The organism is Palleronia sp. LCG004, assembly GCF_032931615.1.
Lineage (GTDB): Bacteria > Pseudomonadota > Alphaproteobacteria > Rhodobacterales > Rhodobacteraceae > Palleronia.
Map to the genome: position 1 here is coordinate 1189069 of NZ_CP136759.1, position 16392 is coordinate 1205460.

At 62.2% G+C, this 16392-nt stretch carries 14 protein-coding genes; 7 read left to right on the forward strand and 7 right to left on the reverse strand.

Annotation, left to right across the window (positions count from 1 at the left end):
• Nucleotides 1-67 precede the first annotated feature (67 nt).
• Both RVY76_RS05735 and RVY76_RS05740 read left to right on the forward strand, forming a co-directional pair.
• The gene (locus RVY76_RS05735) at nucleotides 68-2554 is read left to right on the forward strand and encodes a hypothetical protein (RefSeq protein ID WP_317376422.1); all 2487 of its coding nucleotides are present in this window, start codon (nucleotides 68-70) and stop codon (nucleotides 2552-2554) included.
• 108 nt (nucleotides 2555-2662) lie between these two features.
• Nucleotides 2663-4612, forward strand: a complete 1950-nt coding sequence (locus tag RVY76_RS05740) for a cation:proton antiporter (protein WP_317376423.1) — start codon at nucleotides 2663-2665, stop codon at nucleotides 4610-4612.
• A gap of 79 nt (nucleotides 4613-4691) precedes the next feature.
• On the opposite strand, the gene RVY76_RS05745 is transcribed toward RVY76_RS05740, so the two are convergent.
• The 6 genes from RVY76_RS05745 to RVY76_RS05770 form a co-directional block, all read right to left on the reverse strand.
• Nucleotides 4692-5210, reverse strand: a complete 519-nt coding sequence (locus tag RVY76_RS05745) for a CarD family transcriptional regulator (protein ID WP_317376424.1) — start codon at nucleotides 5208-5210, stop codon at nucleotides 4692-4694.
• 196 nt (nucleotides 5211-5406) lie between these two features.
• Nucleotides 5407-5742 (reverse strand): ferredoxin FdxA, encoded by a 336-nt coding sequence (gene fdxA / locus RVY76_RS05750; protein WP_317376425.1) that lies wholly within the window; start codon nucleotides 5740-5742, stop codon nucleotides 5407-5409.
• Nucleotides 5743-5814: 72 nt separating this feature from the next.
• Complete coding sequence (locus RVY76_RS05755; RefSeq protein ID WP_317376426.1) at nucleotides 5815-6174, reverse strand: RNA-binding S4 domain-containing protein; 360 nt, start codon at nucleotides 6172-6174, stop codon at nucleotides 5815-5817.
• 3 nt (nucleotides 6175-6177) lie between these two features.
• On the reverse strand, nucleotides 6178-9159 hold the full coding sequence (locus RVY76_RS05760; protein WP_317376722.1) for a helicase-related protein: 2982 nt from the start codon (nucleotides 9157-9159) through the stop codon (nucleotides 6178-6180).
• A gap of 89 nt (nucleotides 9160-9248) precedes the next feature.
• The gene (locus RVY76_RS05765; RefSeq protein WP_317376427.1) at nucleotides 9249-9992 is read right to left on the reverse strand and encodes a putative porin; all 744 of its coding nucleotides are present in this window, start codon (nucleotides 9990-9992) and stop codon (nucleotides 9249-9251) included.
• A gap of 154 nt (nucleotides 9993-10146) precedes the next feature.
• Nucleotides 10147-10686, reverse strand: a complete 540-nt coding sequence (locus tag RVY76_RS05770; RefSeq protein WP_317376428.1) for a tetratricopeptide repeat protein — start codon at nucleotides 10684-10686, stop codon at nucleotides 10147-10149.
• An 87-nt stretch (nucleotides 10687-10773) separates the two neighbouring features.
• On the opposite strand from RVY76_RS05770, the gene RVY76_RS05775 reads away from it, so the two are divergent.
• Together RVY76_RS05775 and RVY76_RS05780 are read left to right on the forward strand one after the other, a co-directional pair.
• Nucleotides 10774-11058, forward strand: coding sequence for an SCP2 sterol-binding domain-containing protein (locus tag RVY76_RS05775; protein ID WP_317376429.1), 285 nt, complete (start codon nucleotides 10774-10776; stop codon nucleotides 11056-11058).
• Between the two features lie 4 nt (nucleotides 11059-11062).
• Nucleotides 11063-12010, forward strand: a complete 948-nt coding sequence (locus tag RVY76_RS05780) for an alpha/beta hydrolase (RefSeq protein ID WP_317376430.1) — start codon at nucleotides 11063-11065, stop codon at nucleotides 12008-12010.
• Here RVY76_RS05780 and RVY76_RS05785 read toward each other — a convergent pair.
• On the reverse strand, nucleotides 12007-12723 hold the full coding sequence (locus RVY76_RS05785; RefSeq protein ID WP_317376431.1) for a proteasome-type protease: 717 nt from the start codon (nucleotides 12721-12723) through the stop codon (nucleotides 12007-12009). The two genes, RVY76_RS05780 and RVY76_RS05785, sit on opposite strands and share 4 nt — an antisense overlap.
• Before the next feature lie 629 nt (nucleotides 12724-13352).
• Between RVY76_RS05785 and RVY76_RS05790 the strand changes: the two genes are divergently transcribed.
• Genes RVY76_RS05790 through RVY76_RS05800 form a run of 3 tightly spaced genes read left to right on the forward strand, consistent with a single transcriptional unit; the run spans nucleotide 13353 to nucleotide 16299 of the window.
• Nucleotides 13353-13844, forward strand: a complete 492-nt coding sequence (locus RVY76_RS05790; protein ID WP_317376432.1) for a CDP-alcohol phosphatidyltransferase family protein — start codon at nucleotides 13353-13355, stop codon at nucleotides 13842-13844.
• On the forward strand, nucleotides 13841-14752 hold the full coding sequence (locus tag RVY76_RS05795; RefSeq protein WP_317376433.1) for a lysylphosphatidylglycerol synthase transmembrane domain-containing protein: 912 nt from the start codon (nucleotides 13841-13843) through the stop codon (nucleotides 14750-14752). The genes RVY76_RS05790 and RVY76_RS05795 overlap by 4 nt, the downstream gene beginning before the upstream one ends.
• A gap of 2 nt (nucleotides 14753-14754) precedes the next feature.
• Complete coding sequence (locus tag RVY76_RS05800; protein ID WP_317376434.1) at nucleotides 14755-16299, forward strand: sulfatase; 1545 nt, start codon at nucleotides 14755-14757, stop codon at nucleotides 16297-16299.
• Nucleotides 16300-16392: the final 93 nt, after the last annotated feature.

Genomic DNA, 16392 nt, shown 5'->3' on the forward strand with positions numbered 1-16392 from the left:
TGCTATAGAGGAATGTGAGGCATCAGAAGGGTGTCGGCAATCCCGCTTCGCGTGGTAAATGACTGACATGAAGAAGACATTCTTTCTCGACCTCGACCATAACGGTGTACGTTTGCGGTACGGGACGGGCACCGAATTCCCCGTCATCGGAGAGGTCGCGCTTGATGATCCACATTTCGAGACGCGGCTCGAGGATCTCCGTAGCGAGGCAGAGGCACTAAGCGACGGGCCACTCGAAACGGTTCTGACGATCCCTCAGTCCGAGATTCTCTTTACCAGCATCGAGATGACCGAAGATGCCGGTGACGATGCGGCACGCAAGACCCGGATCGAGAGTGAGCTCGAGGGAATGACACCCTACGAGCTGGGCGATCTGGTCTACGACTGGAAAAAACTGTCCAAATCCAAGATCGCCGTTGCCGCGGCGGCGCGCGAGACACTCGATCAGGCCGAAGGCTTCGCCGTATCGCACGGTTTCAACCCGCAAGGTTTCACGACCGAACCGAAGAAGGGCCTCTTTTCGGAACGCCCCGACTTTGGCAAGACCGCCCACGCCATCTCGCCTCCCGCAGAGACCACACCGGCAGCCGTGGCACCCGTGACACGCATCGCGGATCTCTTTCACGGCGAAGATGCCGAAGCCACGATGCACGACGAGGACGAGAGTACGTCGCCTTCGATCCTCGACATTTCCCCCGAAGAAGAACCCGTTCCTGCAATCGACGAGAGTCGCGCTCAGTTCACTGCGCCGATGCCCGATCGCGACGAAGCGAAGGCCGGAATCGAACCGGTATCAGACACGAATGTCGCGGAGGCGATCTCGCCGGATGCGGAACCGCAGCGACGTGTCGTAGAGCCTGCCGCCCATCCCGTGGCCGAGCCTGAGGAAGCGCCCCTAGCCTTTACCAGCAGTCGAGTAGGTCAGACTACCTCGAACGCGGATCCGTCTCGGTTCGATGATGTCGCATCCCGCATCGCGGTCCTGCCGGATGGAGGCGCGGGACCACAAAGAACGTCGCCGAAGGTTCACCAGCCCGCAGGTCGTCCGCAATCGCGCCCACCCGGGCCGAAATCAGCGCCTGTGCCTTCGGTTCGCAAGGTCGCGCCACCGGCCGGTGCCAGCGCTGCGAGCCTCGCCCCGGAATCGCCGTCCGAAAACCGTGGCGGATCCGGGGCGACCGAGACAGGACGTCCAAAGACCGAAGCGGAGCAGATGACCGTCTTCGGCGCGCGCAAGTCACAGCAGCGCGGTGGCATGTCGACATTGCCGGTGGTGATCGGTCTGCTCATCGCGCTCGCCATAGCAGTCGGGATCTGGGCGTCGTTCTTCATGCTGACCCCGACCGACGAAGCGCTTCTGCTGCCTGACGAACGGTCGGCGAGCGCCGGCATGACCGTGCCAAGTCCGGTGGATCCGCCCGTCGCCACGATTGAAAGCGACATTGCGGCGGGACCGGGCGATGAAACCGCACCGGGGCCCGATGACCCCCTTCGCCGCCCGCAGGGTGCTGACGAGGCCGGTCGCTATGCGGCGATCGGCATCGACGCATCCGCACCTGTCGTGCCGGACGTGCCCTTGGCGGACCGCGTTGAAGAATTGCGGATTACGGCTCTCGACGCCGACCTCCGGGCACAGGACCGGGTCGCGCGGCTGGCCGAGATCGACGATATAGACACTCCGCCGAACTTGGCCACATCGGAGGAGACATCGCCGGAAAATTCGGGCGGCGAAGAGACCGACACACGGCAGGACACCGCCCCGGCTGTGCCGACGATCCGTCCAGCCGCAGTGCCCGAGCGGCCCGAGCTGGATCAACCACAATCTGATGAAGCGGAGGCCATTGAGCCCGCCGCTATCCCTGAGCCCGAAGCTCGTCCGCGTGCACGACCTTCTGACCCTGCCTCGGCAGAGCTTGAGGCCCAAGACCCACTTAGCGGCTCGGTCGCCGTGCAGTCGGCCGACGCTGAGACGCCGCGGCCGAACGCCCGCCCGCCAGGCGAGACGGCGACCGAGATAGCTGTGACGCTCGTACCGCAGGCCGCGGAGCGTCCCGAGACGATGCCCCGCGCACGTCCGGCCACGCAAGTCGCAGCTGTCGATCCGAACCGGACCGATACGGCCCGGCGGGACGGATCGGCCGCCGCATCTGCGGCCGCCGCCGCTCTTGCCGGACTTGTTCCGTCTGCCGCCTCCGCTGCCGCGCCTGTCGCACGCTCGGTCACACCGCAGAACCGACCGGCAGCGCCCGAGCGCGCAGCCCCCGTCGAAGTCGCGCAGGCAAGCGCCATCGCCCGACCTTCCGGTCCGACGAGCGGAAGCGTCGCTTCGCGCGCGACTATCGCCAGCGCAATGAACCTGCGGCAAGTGAACCTGATGGGCGTCTATGGAAGTGAATCGAACAGGCGAGCTCTGATCCGCCTGCCGAACGGTCGCTTTGAAAAGGTTCAGGTCGGTGACCGCGTCGATGGGGGCCGGGTGCAGGCCATCGGCGACAACCGTTTGAGCTACGTCAAGAGTGGCCGCCAGATCGTCCTGGAAATGCCTGGCGGCTGATCATTCGTCCGCCGAAGAGAAAATTGGTTGGACTCATTCACTTCGAATAGGTGATTTCTCGCCGAGGCCGGTCTAGGATCAGACCCTTCGCGGCCGGAGGATGAGTTTTTGGAATCGTTTCTATTTCAGGCGACAATCTACCTGGCGGCGGCGGTGATCGCCGTTCCGATCGCGTCCCGACTGGGGTTTGGATCTGTGCTGGGATATCTCGCGGCGGGGATTTTTATCGGACCGGTCCTTGGGCTGGTAGGCTCCGAAACGCGCGAGTTACAGCATTTCGCCGAATTCGGCGTGGTCATGATGCTGTTCCTCATCGGGCTCGAACTCGAACCGAAAGCGCTCTGGAACATGCGCCACCGCCTTATCGGGCTCGGCGGCAGCCAGGTAATCCTGACCGGTGCGCTGATTGTGGGTGCCGCAATTCTTCTCGGCCTTCCGCTCGGGACGGCCACGGCGATCGGTATGATCTTCGCGCTCAGTTCGACTGCAATCGTGCTGCAGACCTTGAACGAAAAGCGCCTGATGCAGACTGCAGGAGGGCGGTCCTCGTTTTCCGTCCTCTTGACGCAGGATATCGCTGTCATTCCGATGCTTGCAGCGATTCCGTTGCTTGCTTCCGGTCACCTCGGAGGTGCGAGCGCTCCCGGCGGATCGGGAAGCGAACAGATGGCGGAGACGACCGCCGGCGCGAATGCGCAGGCGGCCATTTCGCTTATTGACTCCTTGCCGGCCTGGGGCGTCACGCTTGCCACGCTCGGCGCGATCGCCATCATCATAGTCGGTGGCGTCTTCGGTATGAGACCGATCTTCCGGTTCATCCATCGTGCAAAGCTGCGGGAACTCTATACTGCACTCGCCCTCCTCATCGTCATCTCGATCGCGTTCATGATGACACTCGTAGGCCTGTCGCCTGCGCTTGGGACATTCATGGCGGGTGTGGTGCTCGCCAACTCTGAATTCCGTCATGAACTCGAATCCGATATCGAACCGTTCAAGGGCCTACTTTTAGGGCTGTTCTTTATCACCGTCGGTGCCGGGATCTCGTTTACGACGTTCTTCGCCGCTCCGTTCGAGATTCTCGGACTGACAATGATGATGATGCTCGTGAAGGGCGCGGTCCTTTACGGTCTCGCGCTGATCTTCGGATTACGCCAACGCGATCGCTGGCTTTTCACGCTCGGGCTTGCCGGTGCGGGCGAATTCGGTTTCGTTCTCGTCTCGTTTTCCCTGCAAACGGGCGCAATCGGGTCCGACCTTGGCGAGAGGATCCTGCTGATCGTGGCATTGTCGATGCTGCTCACGCCGCTCTTCTTCATCCTCTGGGAATTTCTTTCGAACAAGATGCGAGACGATGAAAAATCGGAACCATTGCTGCCTGACGAGATCGATGAGCAGAAGCCGATCATCATCGCCGGCATTGGTCGGTTCGGTCAGGTCGTGAACCGGATGTTGCAGCTTGCCGGGTACGAGACAACCGTGCTCGACCACGATCTCGATACGATACAATTGATGCGGAAGTTCGGCTTCAACGGGTTCTTCGGCGACCCGACGCGACCGGAACTGCTTCATGCTGCAGGACTCGATACCGCGAAAGTGCTCGTCGTGACGATGGACGAGCCCGCGAATGTGACCAATCTCGTCGAGTATGCCAGGAAGGCGCGACCGGACCTTCACATCGTTGCGCGTGCTTACGACCGCAACCACGTCTATCAGCTTTATCGCGCAGGTGCGGACGATATCGTCCGGGAGGTTTTCGACAGCTCCCTCAGGGCGGGTCGATATGTGCTCGAGAATATCGGATTGTCGGAATTCGAAGCCTCGGAACTCGAGAAGGCTTTCTTCAAGATCGACCGTTCCGCTCTTCGCGAGCTTGCCGAGCTGTGGCAACCCGGCGTCCCAATTTCCCGGAACGAAGCCTACATGGAACGGGCGCGAGCGCTGAACAAGGATCTCGAGTCGGCGCTGTCAGCCAAATACGACGAATTGCGCGGCAGCGACGACGAGGCGGACGACAACGAAGAGATCTCGGATGAGGAGCGCGCCGAACGCGTCGCGTGATCCCTTTCCGCCGAAATGGAAAAGGCCCCGGTTCCATTTAGAAACCGGAGCCTTCCTCGGCCGCAATCCGCTGAATAGTTCAGGCGGCCGCCGCCTTGCGCTCGACCAGGACCGAATCAATCTGCTTCTGTGCTGCAATCTCATCATCGCCGGATACGGCCGCAATTTCCCGAACCAGACGCTCGAGCGCTGCTTCGTAAAGCTGACGCTCGGAATAGCTCTGCTCGCGCTGATCGTCGGTGCGATGCAGATCGCGCACGACTTCGGCGATGGCGATCAGGTCACCGGAATTGATCTTCTGCTCGTATTCCTGCGCGCGACGCGACCACATCGCCTTCTTCACCTTGGCTTTCCCCTTGAGGGTTGTCATCGCCTTGGTAACGACATCCGGGCTGGAAAGCTGGCGCATTCCGACTTCGGAGGCCTTGTGGGTCGGAACGCGGAGCGTCATTTTGTCCTTCTCGAAGGAAATGACGAACAATTCCAGTTCGAGCCCGGCTATCTCCTGCTTCTCGATGCTGACGATCTGGCCGACGCCGTGGGCAGGATAAACGACATAATCGTTCGGGCTGAATTCGGGCTTCTTGGATTTGCTCATGGTGTGCCTTCCTTTAACGTTCCCGCTTACGCGGCGACGGGGCGAAGGGCTCACGGCAGAACGACCCACGGCCCAATGAGGCCGGGAGATACTTCCCCGCAATCGCAATGCCTTTCCCCGTCACCTTCCGGCAACGTCATAGCACAAATTTACCACCTATGGAAGCCGCAGTGCAGAAAGACGCTTGCGTGCGCCGTTAGCCACCCTCTCCGGGATTGGGAGAGAAGAGTTCCATCTTCCCATCCTTGCCGTCCATCTCCTCCGCATCCGGCAGTGGGTCTTTCTTCGTCACGATCACGGGCCACATCTCGGAATACTTCCGGTTGAACTCGACCCACTTCTCGGCTTCCGGCTCGGTATCGGGCAGGATTGCTTCGGCCGGGCATTCCGGTTCGCAAACGCCGCAATCGATGCATTCGTCCGGATGGATCACCAGCATGTTCTCGCCCTCGTAGAAGCAATCGACGGGACAGACTTCGACGCAGTCCGTGTATTTGCAGGCGATGCAATTGTCGTTGACGATATAGGTCATTGGATCCTCGAACGGCCGTTTGTGGCGTGACTAGACCTTGGGGGCGGATCAATCAAGCACGGCTGGAACCGTTCAGAATTCGACGTCGCGATCCATCTCTCGACGATCCTTCTTGGTCGGACGGCCACCTTTGTCGAAACGCGGATTGTCGGGCGACCGTTTTGCTTGAGGTGAATGATCCTCGTAGAGGGTCTGAGCCTCTGGGGCCGGGCCGCGACGCTCTCCGAGCGAAACGACCTTAATTACCCTGATAGCGCGCCCTTGGGCGAAGGTAAGGGTGTCCCCCTCGCCCACATTGGCCGAAGGCTTGCTCACGCGTGTCCCATTGATACGCACACCGCCCGCGGTAACGATCCGCGCAGCAAGTGTGCGTGTCTTGAAGAAACGAGCGAAGAAAAGCCATTTGTCGAGCCTCATCGACATCTGGCCCATCTATCAGCTTCCGCCCTTGAGCCCCATGAGTGCGGCAGCAAAGGGATTGTCGGGATCGATCGCCTTCTCCTTCCGGGGCTGGCGTTTCGGCTCGGATCGCGGCGAAGTATCCTGCGATTTCGCACCGCCCTTACGGCGGTTCTGTGCCTTGCCTTGGGGCTTGCCACTTTTCGGGCCAGCACCTTGCTGCCGCGCTTTTCCTTGCCGGTTCGGTCGGTTGCCGCCCCATGTAAACGTATAAAATACTTCCTGCTCCGCGGTCGTCAGATCTGTGTCGTCTACCGCGGCCATTCCATCATCATCACCGGGCTTGACCGCATCGCCCGGTACATCAGTGCTTCCTGGCGCAGTCACGCCATCGGTTCCCGCTTCCATGACGGGAGGACTGCCCGGAGTGGGTGTCGGCACCTCGGTTGGCGTCGTTGTCGGACCCTCATCCGGGGCGTCGCCCGGTCGTTCATCGGGCGGACTTGGCGGGGTTTCGTCCGGATCCGGCATCGGGACGTCAGCCGGTTCAGGATCCGGGGTCTCCTGCGGAACATCCGCCGGGGGTGTGGCCGGAGGAGTATCAGGCAGATCGGGTTGCGGATCCGGCTTGACGGTCACCGACTTGACCTTCGGACGCTCTCCACGTTCGGCCCGATATCCTAAGCCTCCCATCAAGAGTGCAAATTGCTCAAGCGTCATGCCCGTAATCGACAGCATGTCCGCCTTGGCCTCGAAGCCCTTGCGGCTGTCTTCACCACGCAGGAGATCGGCGAGTCGTTCCAGCATATCGATGCGTATCGCGCGATCGCCTGCCGGGCGATAACCCGACATCAGGTGGGTGTTCTCCACTGCGTCTTTCTCGGTCGGGATCGTCACGAGGCCCGCCGGAGGGCTTTCAGGGAACGTCTCAAGTCCCTGACGTAGCGACCAGAGCACCAGTCGCAGTCGCGTCGGTGCAGGTTTCAGCAAGAGCGGCAGGAAAATCGTGAACTGACCGAACCGTACGCCGTGCTTCCTCAGCGCGCCTCGTGCCTCCTGGTCCAGTTCCTTGACCTCGCCCGCGACTGCATCACGCGGCAGGATGCCCAAACCTTCGATCAGACGGAAACCGAACCCACGGGCCAGACCCGTAAGTGTCTCGTCGCGCTGAATTGCCAGAAGCGGTTCGAACAAGGCCACGATCTTGCGGTCTATGAAGTGCTGAAGACGACGCTTTACCTTTTCGGCAACCTCGGGGCCCGCGTCTTCGTCGACGAAGGCCTGCACACTCGGCTTCAGGGGATCATCGCCCGCGACGAGCTTTCCGACAGCCTGATCGCCCCACATGAGGCCGCCTTGCTCGGTAAAGTCGATCTCCGTATCGGGCGCGTTATAGAACCGGTCGGATCTCAAGTGGAATTGCGGGACGAGCGCCGCGGATGCCGTCTGGCGCAGCGTCTTAGCCTCGTCCGGCGACGCGCTCTTGTCCTGGCGAAAGCGAAAGCCTTCGAGACGGCCAAGTTTCTGGCCTTCGACGGTCACTTCGCCCTTGTCGTTCACTTCGGCCAAAAGGCTCTCCTTCTGCTTCAGCCGGCGGAGCAGAACGGATGTCCGCCGGTCCACGAATCGCTGCGTCAGCGCCTCGTGCAGCGCGTCCGACAGCCGGTCTTCTACAGCGCGGGTCGCACCGCGCCAATGGCTTTCGTCGTCCACCCAACCCTTGCGCTGTGCCACGTAGGTCCAAGTCCGGATATAGGCGAGACGTTTGGACAACGTATCGATGTCGCCATCGGTTCGATCGATCCGCTTGACCTGTCGCGAAAGCCAATCGTCGGGCACCCTGCCCCATTCGTGCAGGAAGCCGAAAATGCGCTCGAGCATGTCCGCGTGTTCGCCGCCGCTGATACCACGGAAATCGGGGATCCGGCAGACGTCCCAGAGAAGGCGCACGGCCCTCCCGTCCGAACAGGCATTCCTGATTTCGGGTATCGCCGAAAGACGTTTGAGCGCCGCCAGATCGTCCGCCTCGCGCGCACGGTTCAGCCGTTCGTGATCCGCCTTCACTTCCAGCGACGCGATGAGCGCGTCGGTCGTTCCGTACTGCAGCGATGAGTTGCGCCATTGCAGCGTCTTCAGCGGCGCGAACCGATGATTGGTGATAGCATCGACCACCCCCTCGTCGAGCGGCGAGGCCTCGCCTGTCACGCCGAAGGTCCCGTCGGCCATGTAACGCCCCGCCCGACCCGCGATCTGGGCGAGTTCGTTCGGCATGAGATCGCGCATGCGCCGTCCGTCGAACTTCCGTGTCGAAGAAAACGCGACGTGATCGATATCGAGGTTCAACCCCATGCCGATCGCGTCCGTCGCGACGAGGAAATCGACATCGCCGTTCTGATAGAGTTCGACCTGCGCGTTGCGCGTTCTGGGGCTGAGCGCGCCCATCACCACGGCCGCCCCACCCTTCTGACGGCGGATGAGTTCGGCGATGGCATAGACATTGTCGACCGAGAACCCGACGATGGCGCTGCGCGGGCGCATTCGACTGATCTTGCGACTGCCGGAATAGACCAGTGTCGAAAAGCGTTCGCGTTTCATGAAATGGGCCTGCGGTACGAGCGCCGTGATCGCGCCGCGCATCGTCTCGGCCCCCATGAAGAGAGTTTCGTGCGTTCCGCGCGACCGCAGCAATCGATCGGTAAAGACGTGCCCACGCTCCGGATCGCCACATAGCTGGATCTCGTCGACAGCGAGGAAGTCGGTGCCCATACCCTCCGGCATCGCTTCGACCGTGCAGACCCAGTACTGGGTCCGCTCGGGCACGATCCGCTCTTCCCCGGTAACGAGGGCGACGACCGAGGGGCCGCGGATCGCGACGATCCGGTCATAGACCTCCCGCGCCAGGAGCCGGAGCGGAAGACCGATGATTCCCGTGCGGTAGCCCAGCATCCGCTCGATCGCGTAATGGGTCTTGCCGGTATTGGTAGGGCCGAGAACGGCCGTGACGCGGCCGGTCGTCATGCTCATGGCGTGTGCCTCGGGTATGATCGCCCTCTAAATGACGTGCCGGGGGCAGCCGCACAACCCCCGGGAACGATATGCAGGCAGGCTCAGCCGCCGGGCAGAAGATTGGCGAGGCCGCGCATTCCAAAGGTCGCGCCGTGCTCGCGCCCGAACGTGTACTTTGCGCCGATCTCGATGAAGGTTTCTTCGGAACTTGCCCCGTCGAACTCGATCTCGGCCCAACCGACCTCGGCGAAGACGCTGGTCGCGGGGCGGAAGAGATAATCGGCCTGGACGGCAATCCTGTGGCCGTCAATTCCATTGTCGGCGTTGGCGAGATCGTAGCTCGCGCCGATATTGAGGTCGGGCAGCAGCCAGTACTCTCCGGACACGCCAAGCATGACCCCCGACCCGAGATCGTCGATATCGCCATCCGAAAGATATGCTTCGACCGAGAAATCGATGTAGTCGCGCGCGATCTCGATCCCGTAATATCCAAGATCGTAATCGTCACCCTTGTCGCGCCCGATAAACGCGCCGAAGGCGAAGGACGGATCGTAATGATAGATGCCATGTAGGGTCAGCGTATTGGCATCGTCGCGCGGCCCGCCGAAATCGTGATATGCGATGTCGCCTTGCAGTGCGAAGGTCGAGCCGAAACCGACCTCTACCTGACCGCCCAGCTTCAACCGATCCAGGCTGTCGGTCTCGTCCGTCCGGTCGACTGCGACGTCATCGAGAAAGCTCGAATAGGACAGAGAGACGTCACCGCCTGCGATCTCGACCGCGAAGGCCGCACCGGCGCTGAACGACAGGACGCAGGCCGCGCCTGCGAAATTCCGCAAAATCATTAATTGGCTCCTTAAGTACCGCTCGTACCCGTATTTGCTCGGGCTCGCCCACAGGATCGCGCAAAGGGACGTCGGCGTAAATCGAAACCGGCCAGGAGCCGCCAGAAAAATGTCCGTTCTCGCATGCCGATGTGTGGCAGCACGGCTTAGATCGTCAGATCCGGCTTCCCTCGACCACGATCTCGAGCCGTTGAATTGCAGCCTGGGCTTCGGGATGTGCGGGATAGAGCGCTTCGACCTCGCGCCAGGCGCGCAGGGCGAGATCCTCCCGACCGAGATCGGCGAGGATAACGCCTACCCCCGACAGCGCCCCGAAATGGCGGGGGTTGAGAGCGAGCGTCGTTCGCAGATCGTCGAGCGCAAGTCCCATGCGCCGATCGCGAAAAAAGGCCGTGGCCCGGGCATGATAGCCTTCGGCGAAATCGGGGGCATGGTCGATCAGCGCACTGAGATGCTCGATCGCGCGCTGGGTATCGCCTGCGTCCAACGCTTCCTGCCCGCGTGCCAGAAGAACATCCATCGCGGGAGATCCCGATCGCATCCATTCGCTCGCGATCTTTTCGGCGATGCGACGGGCATCGGGCTCCTGGGCCGAGGCAAGCGCAGTATAAAGATCGTCGAGACGGTCCTGTGCGAGCGCGGGATGGACCGCGCAAAGCGCCAGTGCCGTGACGAGAGGTTTGAGAATTCCCATGCCAGGCTCCATATTGCCGGAATGAGCGTAACGCGCCGGATCCGGTTTGCACACCGGCCCGGCCTCACGAATGAGGGAAGACCTAACATGAGCGCAGTGATCGACGAGGCGGTGAAGCAGCTCAACGAGAAGACAGGCGGCTCCTATGACGGGTCGGCGAAATTCGTCATTCAGGACGAAGGCACGATCATGCTCGACCATGACGGCGCGCGCGCTGCCGACGAAACGTCCGACGTGACCCTGACTGCCGACGCCGACACCTTTCGGTCGATCCTGAACGGCGAGACCAATCCCACCACCGCTTTCATGACCGGCAAGCTCAAGGTCGACGGCGATATGGGTCAGGCGATGAAGCTGGCCTCCGTCCTCTGACGGAATGCTCCCGGCACCACTCCACGACGATATCGCCGACGGCCCCGAAGGCGGTCAGGCGCACTGGGTCGAGGCGCAGGACGGACTGCGCCTGCGCGTAGGGCACTGGCGCAATCCAGAAGGCCGCGGCACTGTCCTGCTGCTGCCGGGGCGGACTGAATACATCGAGAAATACGGTCCGGCGGCAGTGGAGTTGGGCCGGATCGGTCTGTCGGTCATCTCGATCGACTGGCGGGGACAGGGACTGACCGAGCGCATGCTGGGGGACCCCATGGGTGGTCACATTCGTCGATTCCGGGATTTTCAAATGGATCTCGAGGCGCTTGCAAAAGCTGCCGAAGATCTCGACCTGCCGCGGCCGTGGCACTTGCTTGGTCATTCCATGGGCGGGGCGATCGGGCTGCGCGGATTGAGCGAGGGCTTCGACGTGGCGTCGGCCGCATTCTCCTCGCCCATGTGGGGCATCGGGCTGTCCTCGGCATTGAGACCGATGGCCTGGGCACTCAGTTGGGCGGCACGCGGGCTGTCCCTCGACCACCTCTACGCGCCCGGCACCTCGGCCTCTTCCTATCCGAATGCGGCCGGATTCGAAGGCAATTTTCTGACGTGCGACGACGTGCAATATGCCTGGATGGCACATCAGGTCGAACGCCATCCCGAACTCGGGCTCGGGGGGCCATCGCTGCGCTGGTTGCACGAGGCGCTGCGGGAGTGCCGCCTGCTGTCGCGGAAACCCGCGCCCGAGATCCCTTGCGCGGTCGTACTGGGCACGGCCGAAAGGCTCGTCGATCCGGTCGTCATCCGCGATCGTATGAAAGAGTGGCGTGAGGGCACACTTCACATGATAGACGGAGGCCGCCACGAGACGATGATGGAGACCCCCGAAAGGCGCACGCGGGTCTTCAACATCCTGCGCGCGCATTTCGAGGCACACAGCGCTCCAACGCGTTAGATCTCGATCGTCGCGAACGAATCCCTCAGGGCCGCCGACCATGCCGCCGACATCGCCTGGAAGGTCTCGTCCTCGGCTTCGATGCGGCGGGTGCGGGCGATGCTGCAGGTATTCGACTCGATCACGGTCAGATCCAGCGGCATGCCGACGCTTAGGTTGGATCGGAGCGTCGAATCCATCGACAAAAGTGCCGCCTTCTGCGCGTCGGCAAGGCTTGTCGATGGACGGACCACCCTGTCGAGAATGGGCTTGCCGTATTTGTGCTCGCCGATCTGCAGGAATGGCGTGTCGCCGGTCGCCTCGATGAAATTGCCTTCGGAATACACGAGGAACATCCGCGGGTCCCCGCCACGACGCTGCCCCGCGACGATCATCGACGCGCGCGCGGACTGAGCCCGATCGCCGAGCTTGTCGGCAACCTTGCCACTGACTTCGGTCAAGGTATCCCCGACGATCTCGGCGACGCCCAACATCGTGGGCGCTGACATGATGGATCTGGGGCCACCCTCCTCGATCGCTTCTTCGAGACGGGCGATTGTAGTCTGTGTCGTGCTCAGCGATCCGGCGGTCATGATCGCGACGACACGTTCGCCCGGATCCTCGAAGGTGAACATCTTGCGATAGGTCGAGATATTGTCGATCCCCGCATTCGTCCGTGTATCGGACAGGAGGACCATTCCGGCATCGAGAAGAAGGCCAACGCAGTAAGTCATGGGAACCGATCTTGATTTGGACGCAGGATGCACAACGGCATCGCTGTGATCTGGTTTCTATATCAGAAGGGTTCCGAAAACGTGTAGCCCCCATCGCCTGTTCCCGGAAAATCATCTGGGTCCTTGCGGATCGCACATCATGCCAGCGGTACGCTCAAGTAACTCCATCCAGAAAGGACGGACGTCCGGGGATCAATCCGTCATACTCCACATGTTTTCGTGATCGCTTTGCCCCTCCAGCGGCTCTCCACTCCATTGCCCGAATATTCAACCGGTTCTATGATCATCCGAATGTCCGGTTTTGCTCATTCCTCCCAGCACGTGGTGCCAGAGATCGTCCTGATACGCGCATCCTGCCGGACCAAACGAAGCTCCGTACATTCCCTGCTCGCTACCTACGTTTTATGAGTGAGCTAGGCGCGACAGGACCGCTTGTTCGAAACAGTCGACCGGCGCGGGCTTTGGCCATGACCGGGATCGTCTTTGTCCCGCTCACACTTCTCGTTGGTTGGCAGATCGAACCCTCTGGCCTTGCCATCAGTGTAGCGACTCTCGGCATCGGGATCGCCCTCGCCGTCAGAGCCATGGGGGCGCGATACCCGCATAACCGATTGGGAAGCTGCAACGTTGTGACCACCCTCCGGCTCGCGCTGATGGCCGGGCTCGCGGCCGGGCTATTGGGTGATCGTGGTGCCGATTGGTCGATCTTCGCAGTAGCGATGCTGGTCCTTCTGCTCGACGGAGTGGACGGTTGGCTCGCCCGACGCGAAGGCGTCGCGTCGGAGTTCGGCGCGCGGTTCGACATGGAAGTCGATGCGGCCCTTGCAGCGATCCTGTCTCTCGTCTTGCTTGTAGATGGCAGGGGCGGTGTCGACCTCCTCGTTCTCGGAGGCGCGCGGTATGCCTTCGTGGCAGCGTCCTTCGTGCTACCGTGGCTGTCGCATCCGCTTGCGCCGAGTTTGCGGCGCAAAACCATCTGCGTCCTGCAGATCGGCGCGCTTGCCGTGTTGAGCGCTCCCATACTGCCCGACTGGTCTGCCCGCCCGCTCGCTGTCGTCGCGGCGGCATTCGTCTTCTGGTCCTTCGCCCGTGACATTCGCAGACTGGCCGCCACTCGATGAAGCGCGCGCTGCGTTTTGCGGTGACAGGACTTCTTCTGGCGCTCCTTCTGCGTGCATTCGACGGGGCCGATATCGCGAACCGTCTCACCGCGATGGATCCCGTCTGGATGGCGGTGGCGGTTCTCTGCTTGTGGATCCAGACATTTCTCATGGCAATGAGGTGGCGATTGGTGGCGCGCGCCCTCGGCATCGCGTTTCCCCCTCTCTTCGCCCTCCAGGAGTATTTCGTCTCGCAATTGGCCAACGCGACGCTCCCCGGAGGTGTCGTGGGCGACGGAGCACGCGCGGTCCGCTCGCGCATCGGCGAGACCGGTCTTCGCCGTGCCGCGCTGGCTGTGATGTTCGAGAGGGCCTTCGGTCAGGCAGGCCTTCTCGTCGTTGCTGTCGCGGGTCTCATGTCGCTTGCATTGGTACCCGGCGCGCTCGACTGGCCGGACCGTCTCGCCCGCGGCCTCGCGATAGCGGGGCTTGTGGCGATATGCCTTTGCCTGATTGTCGCGATCTGGCTTAGAGGCGGGCGGATCGCATCGCTTCTTTCCCTCTGCCTCCCGGATGGACGCCGACGCGTGATGCACCTTGCACTGGCCGTCGGGGCAGCCCTGCTCAATGTTGCAGCGTTCGCCGCGGCCGCGCGCGCGACAGGTGTTACGCTTTCGGTTCAGGCGGCTCTGGTCCTCGTGCCACTGATCCTCCTGGCAATGCTCGTCCCGCTTACGATCGGGGGTTGGGGCTGGCGCGAGGGTGCGGCGGCAGCGCTCTTTCCCGTGGCTGGCGCTTCGGCTGCTGCTGGCGTTGCCGCCGGGATCGCGTTCGGTATCGCAATGCTCATTTCGGTTCTGCCCGGCCTCGCGATCCTCTCGCTCGGCCCTCCGGCGACGCGCGACGTCACCGCGGCCGACAGGAACTGAAAATGGGACGTATCTTTACCGGTTTCGCAGTCGCATTGTCGCTCTTCCTCCTGCATCTGGCGATCGTCATGCCATCGCATCCAGCGGGACTGACGATCGGACGATTTCTCCGCCCGACTTGGGAATTGCCCGTTGTGATCATCGCGCTTGCATCGTTTCGGGGATCGGTGCTGCGCGGGATCGTGGTCTTCGCTGCTGCATCGCTGATCGTTCTCCGCGCGGCGGATCTCGGGACGTACATGGCGTTCAGCAGACCATTCAATCCGCTTCTCGATCTGCATCTTCTGGTTTCGGGGTGGGACCTGCTTGCCGCCAGCATCGGGCGTCTGGCTGCGATCGCGACCTTGGGGGGTGCGGGCCTGACGATTATGGCGCTCGCGGTAGTTCTTTGGCTTTCGCTTGCGCGTGCGGCTCGGTCGGCCCGGGCATGCCGTATCGCGGCCGCCCTCCCCGTCTTGGCGCTCGCGGCATCTTTCGCCTTACCCGGATCCACGCCGTTCTTCGCGACACCCGTCGTCGCGGGTCAGATCGCGCGCATTTCGCGGGGCGTGGCCGACCTAACGGAATTTACCGCAGCGCTCGATTCACGGCCCAGCCGGCAACCTGAATTTGCGGCACTTGAGGGTCACGACGTGGTTCTGGCCTTCGTGGAATCCTACGGCCGGACCTTCCTCGACGACCCGGAGTTCCGGGCGTTGTCCCGTCCCCGCCTTCAGGCCATTGAGGCGCGCCTTGCTGATGCCGGCTGGTCGGTTGCGAGCGGTTGGGTCGCCGCCCCGACACGCGGCGGTCAGAGTTGGCTCAGCCACGCAACGTTCCTGTCGGGCCTGCGGGTCGACAGCCAGATCCGCCATGACCGGTTGATGACATCGAGCTATCCGTCGTTGAACGGCGATTTCGGTGCCGCCGGCTGGCGTACCGGTGCCGCGATGCCGGCCATCACGCTCGATTGGCCCGAGGCCGGATGGTACGGCTACGACATGACCCTCGATGCCCACACACTTGGATATCGTGGAAAGCCTTTCGAATGGGTCACAATGCCGGATCAATATACTTGGAGCGCCATGGATCGCCTGTTGCGCGGACCCGGTGCGGACATGATCGAGATGGCGCTGGTCACATCGCACGCACCCTGGACACCGCTGCCCGAGATTGTCGAATGGGATGCGATAGGCGACGGGTCGATCTTCGACGGAACGCGTCGCACGGGCGGCACCCCGAGAGAGGTCTGGTCCGATCCTGCGCGCATCCGTTCGCAATACGCACTGTCGCTTAATTACGCTCTCGAAGTGACGGGGCAATATATCGCCCGGCAAGGTGCCGATGCGGTCTTCTTCGTTCTCGGGGATCACCAGCCCGCGCCTCTGCTCACGGGGCAGGACGCGCCGCCAGATGTGCCGATCCATGTCATCGCCGAAGATCCGACGCTCCTCGACCGCCTGCCCGCACAGATATTCTCGGCCGGAATGTTCCCCGACCCCGGTGCCTCCGTCATTCCAATGGAGGATATGCGGGCGTTGATCGTCGATGCGTTCGACGCCAACTGACGACCCCGCAGCGGAAAGGTGCTCGAATTTCGCCTATCTCCATGCAACTCTTGCAATCTTTCGAACTTCCGGCGGAGGCATAGAAGCGCATAT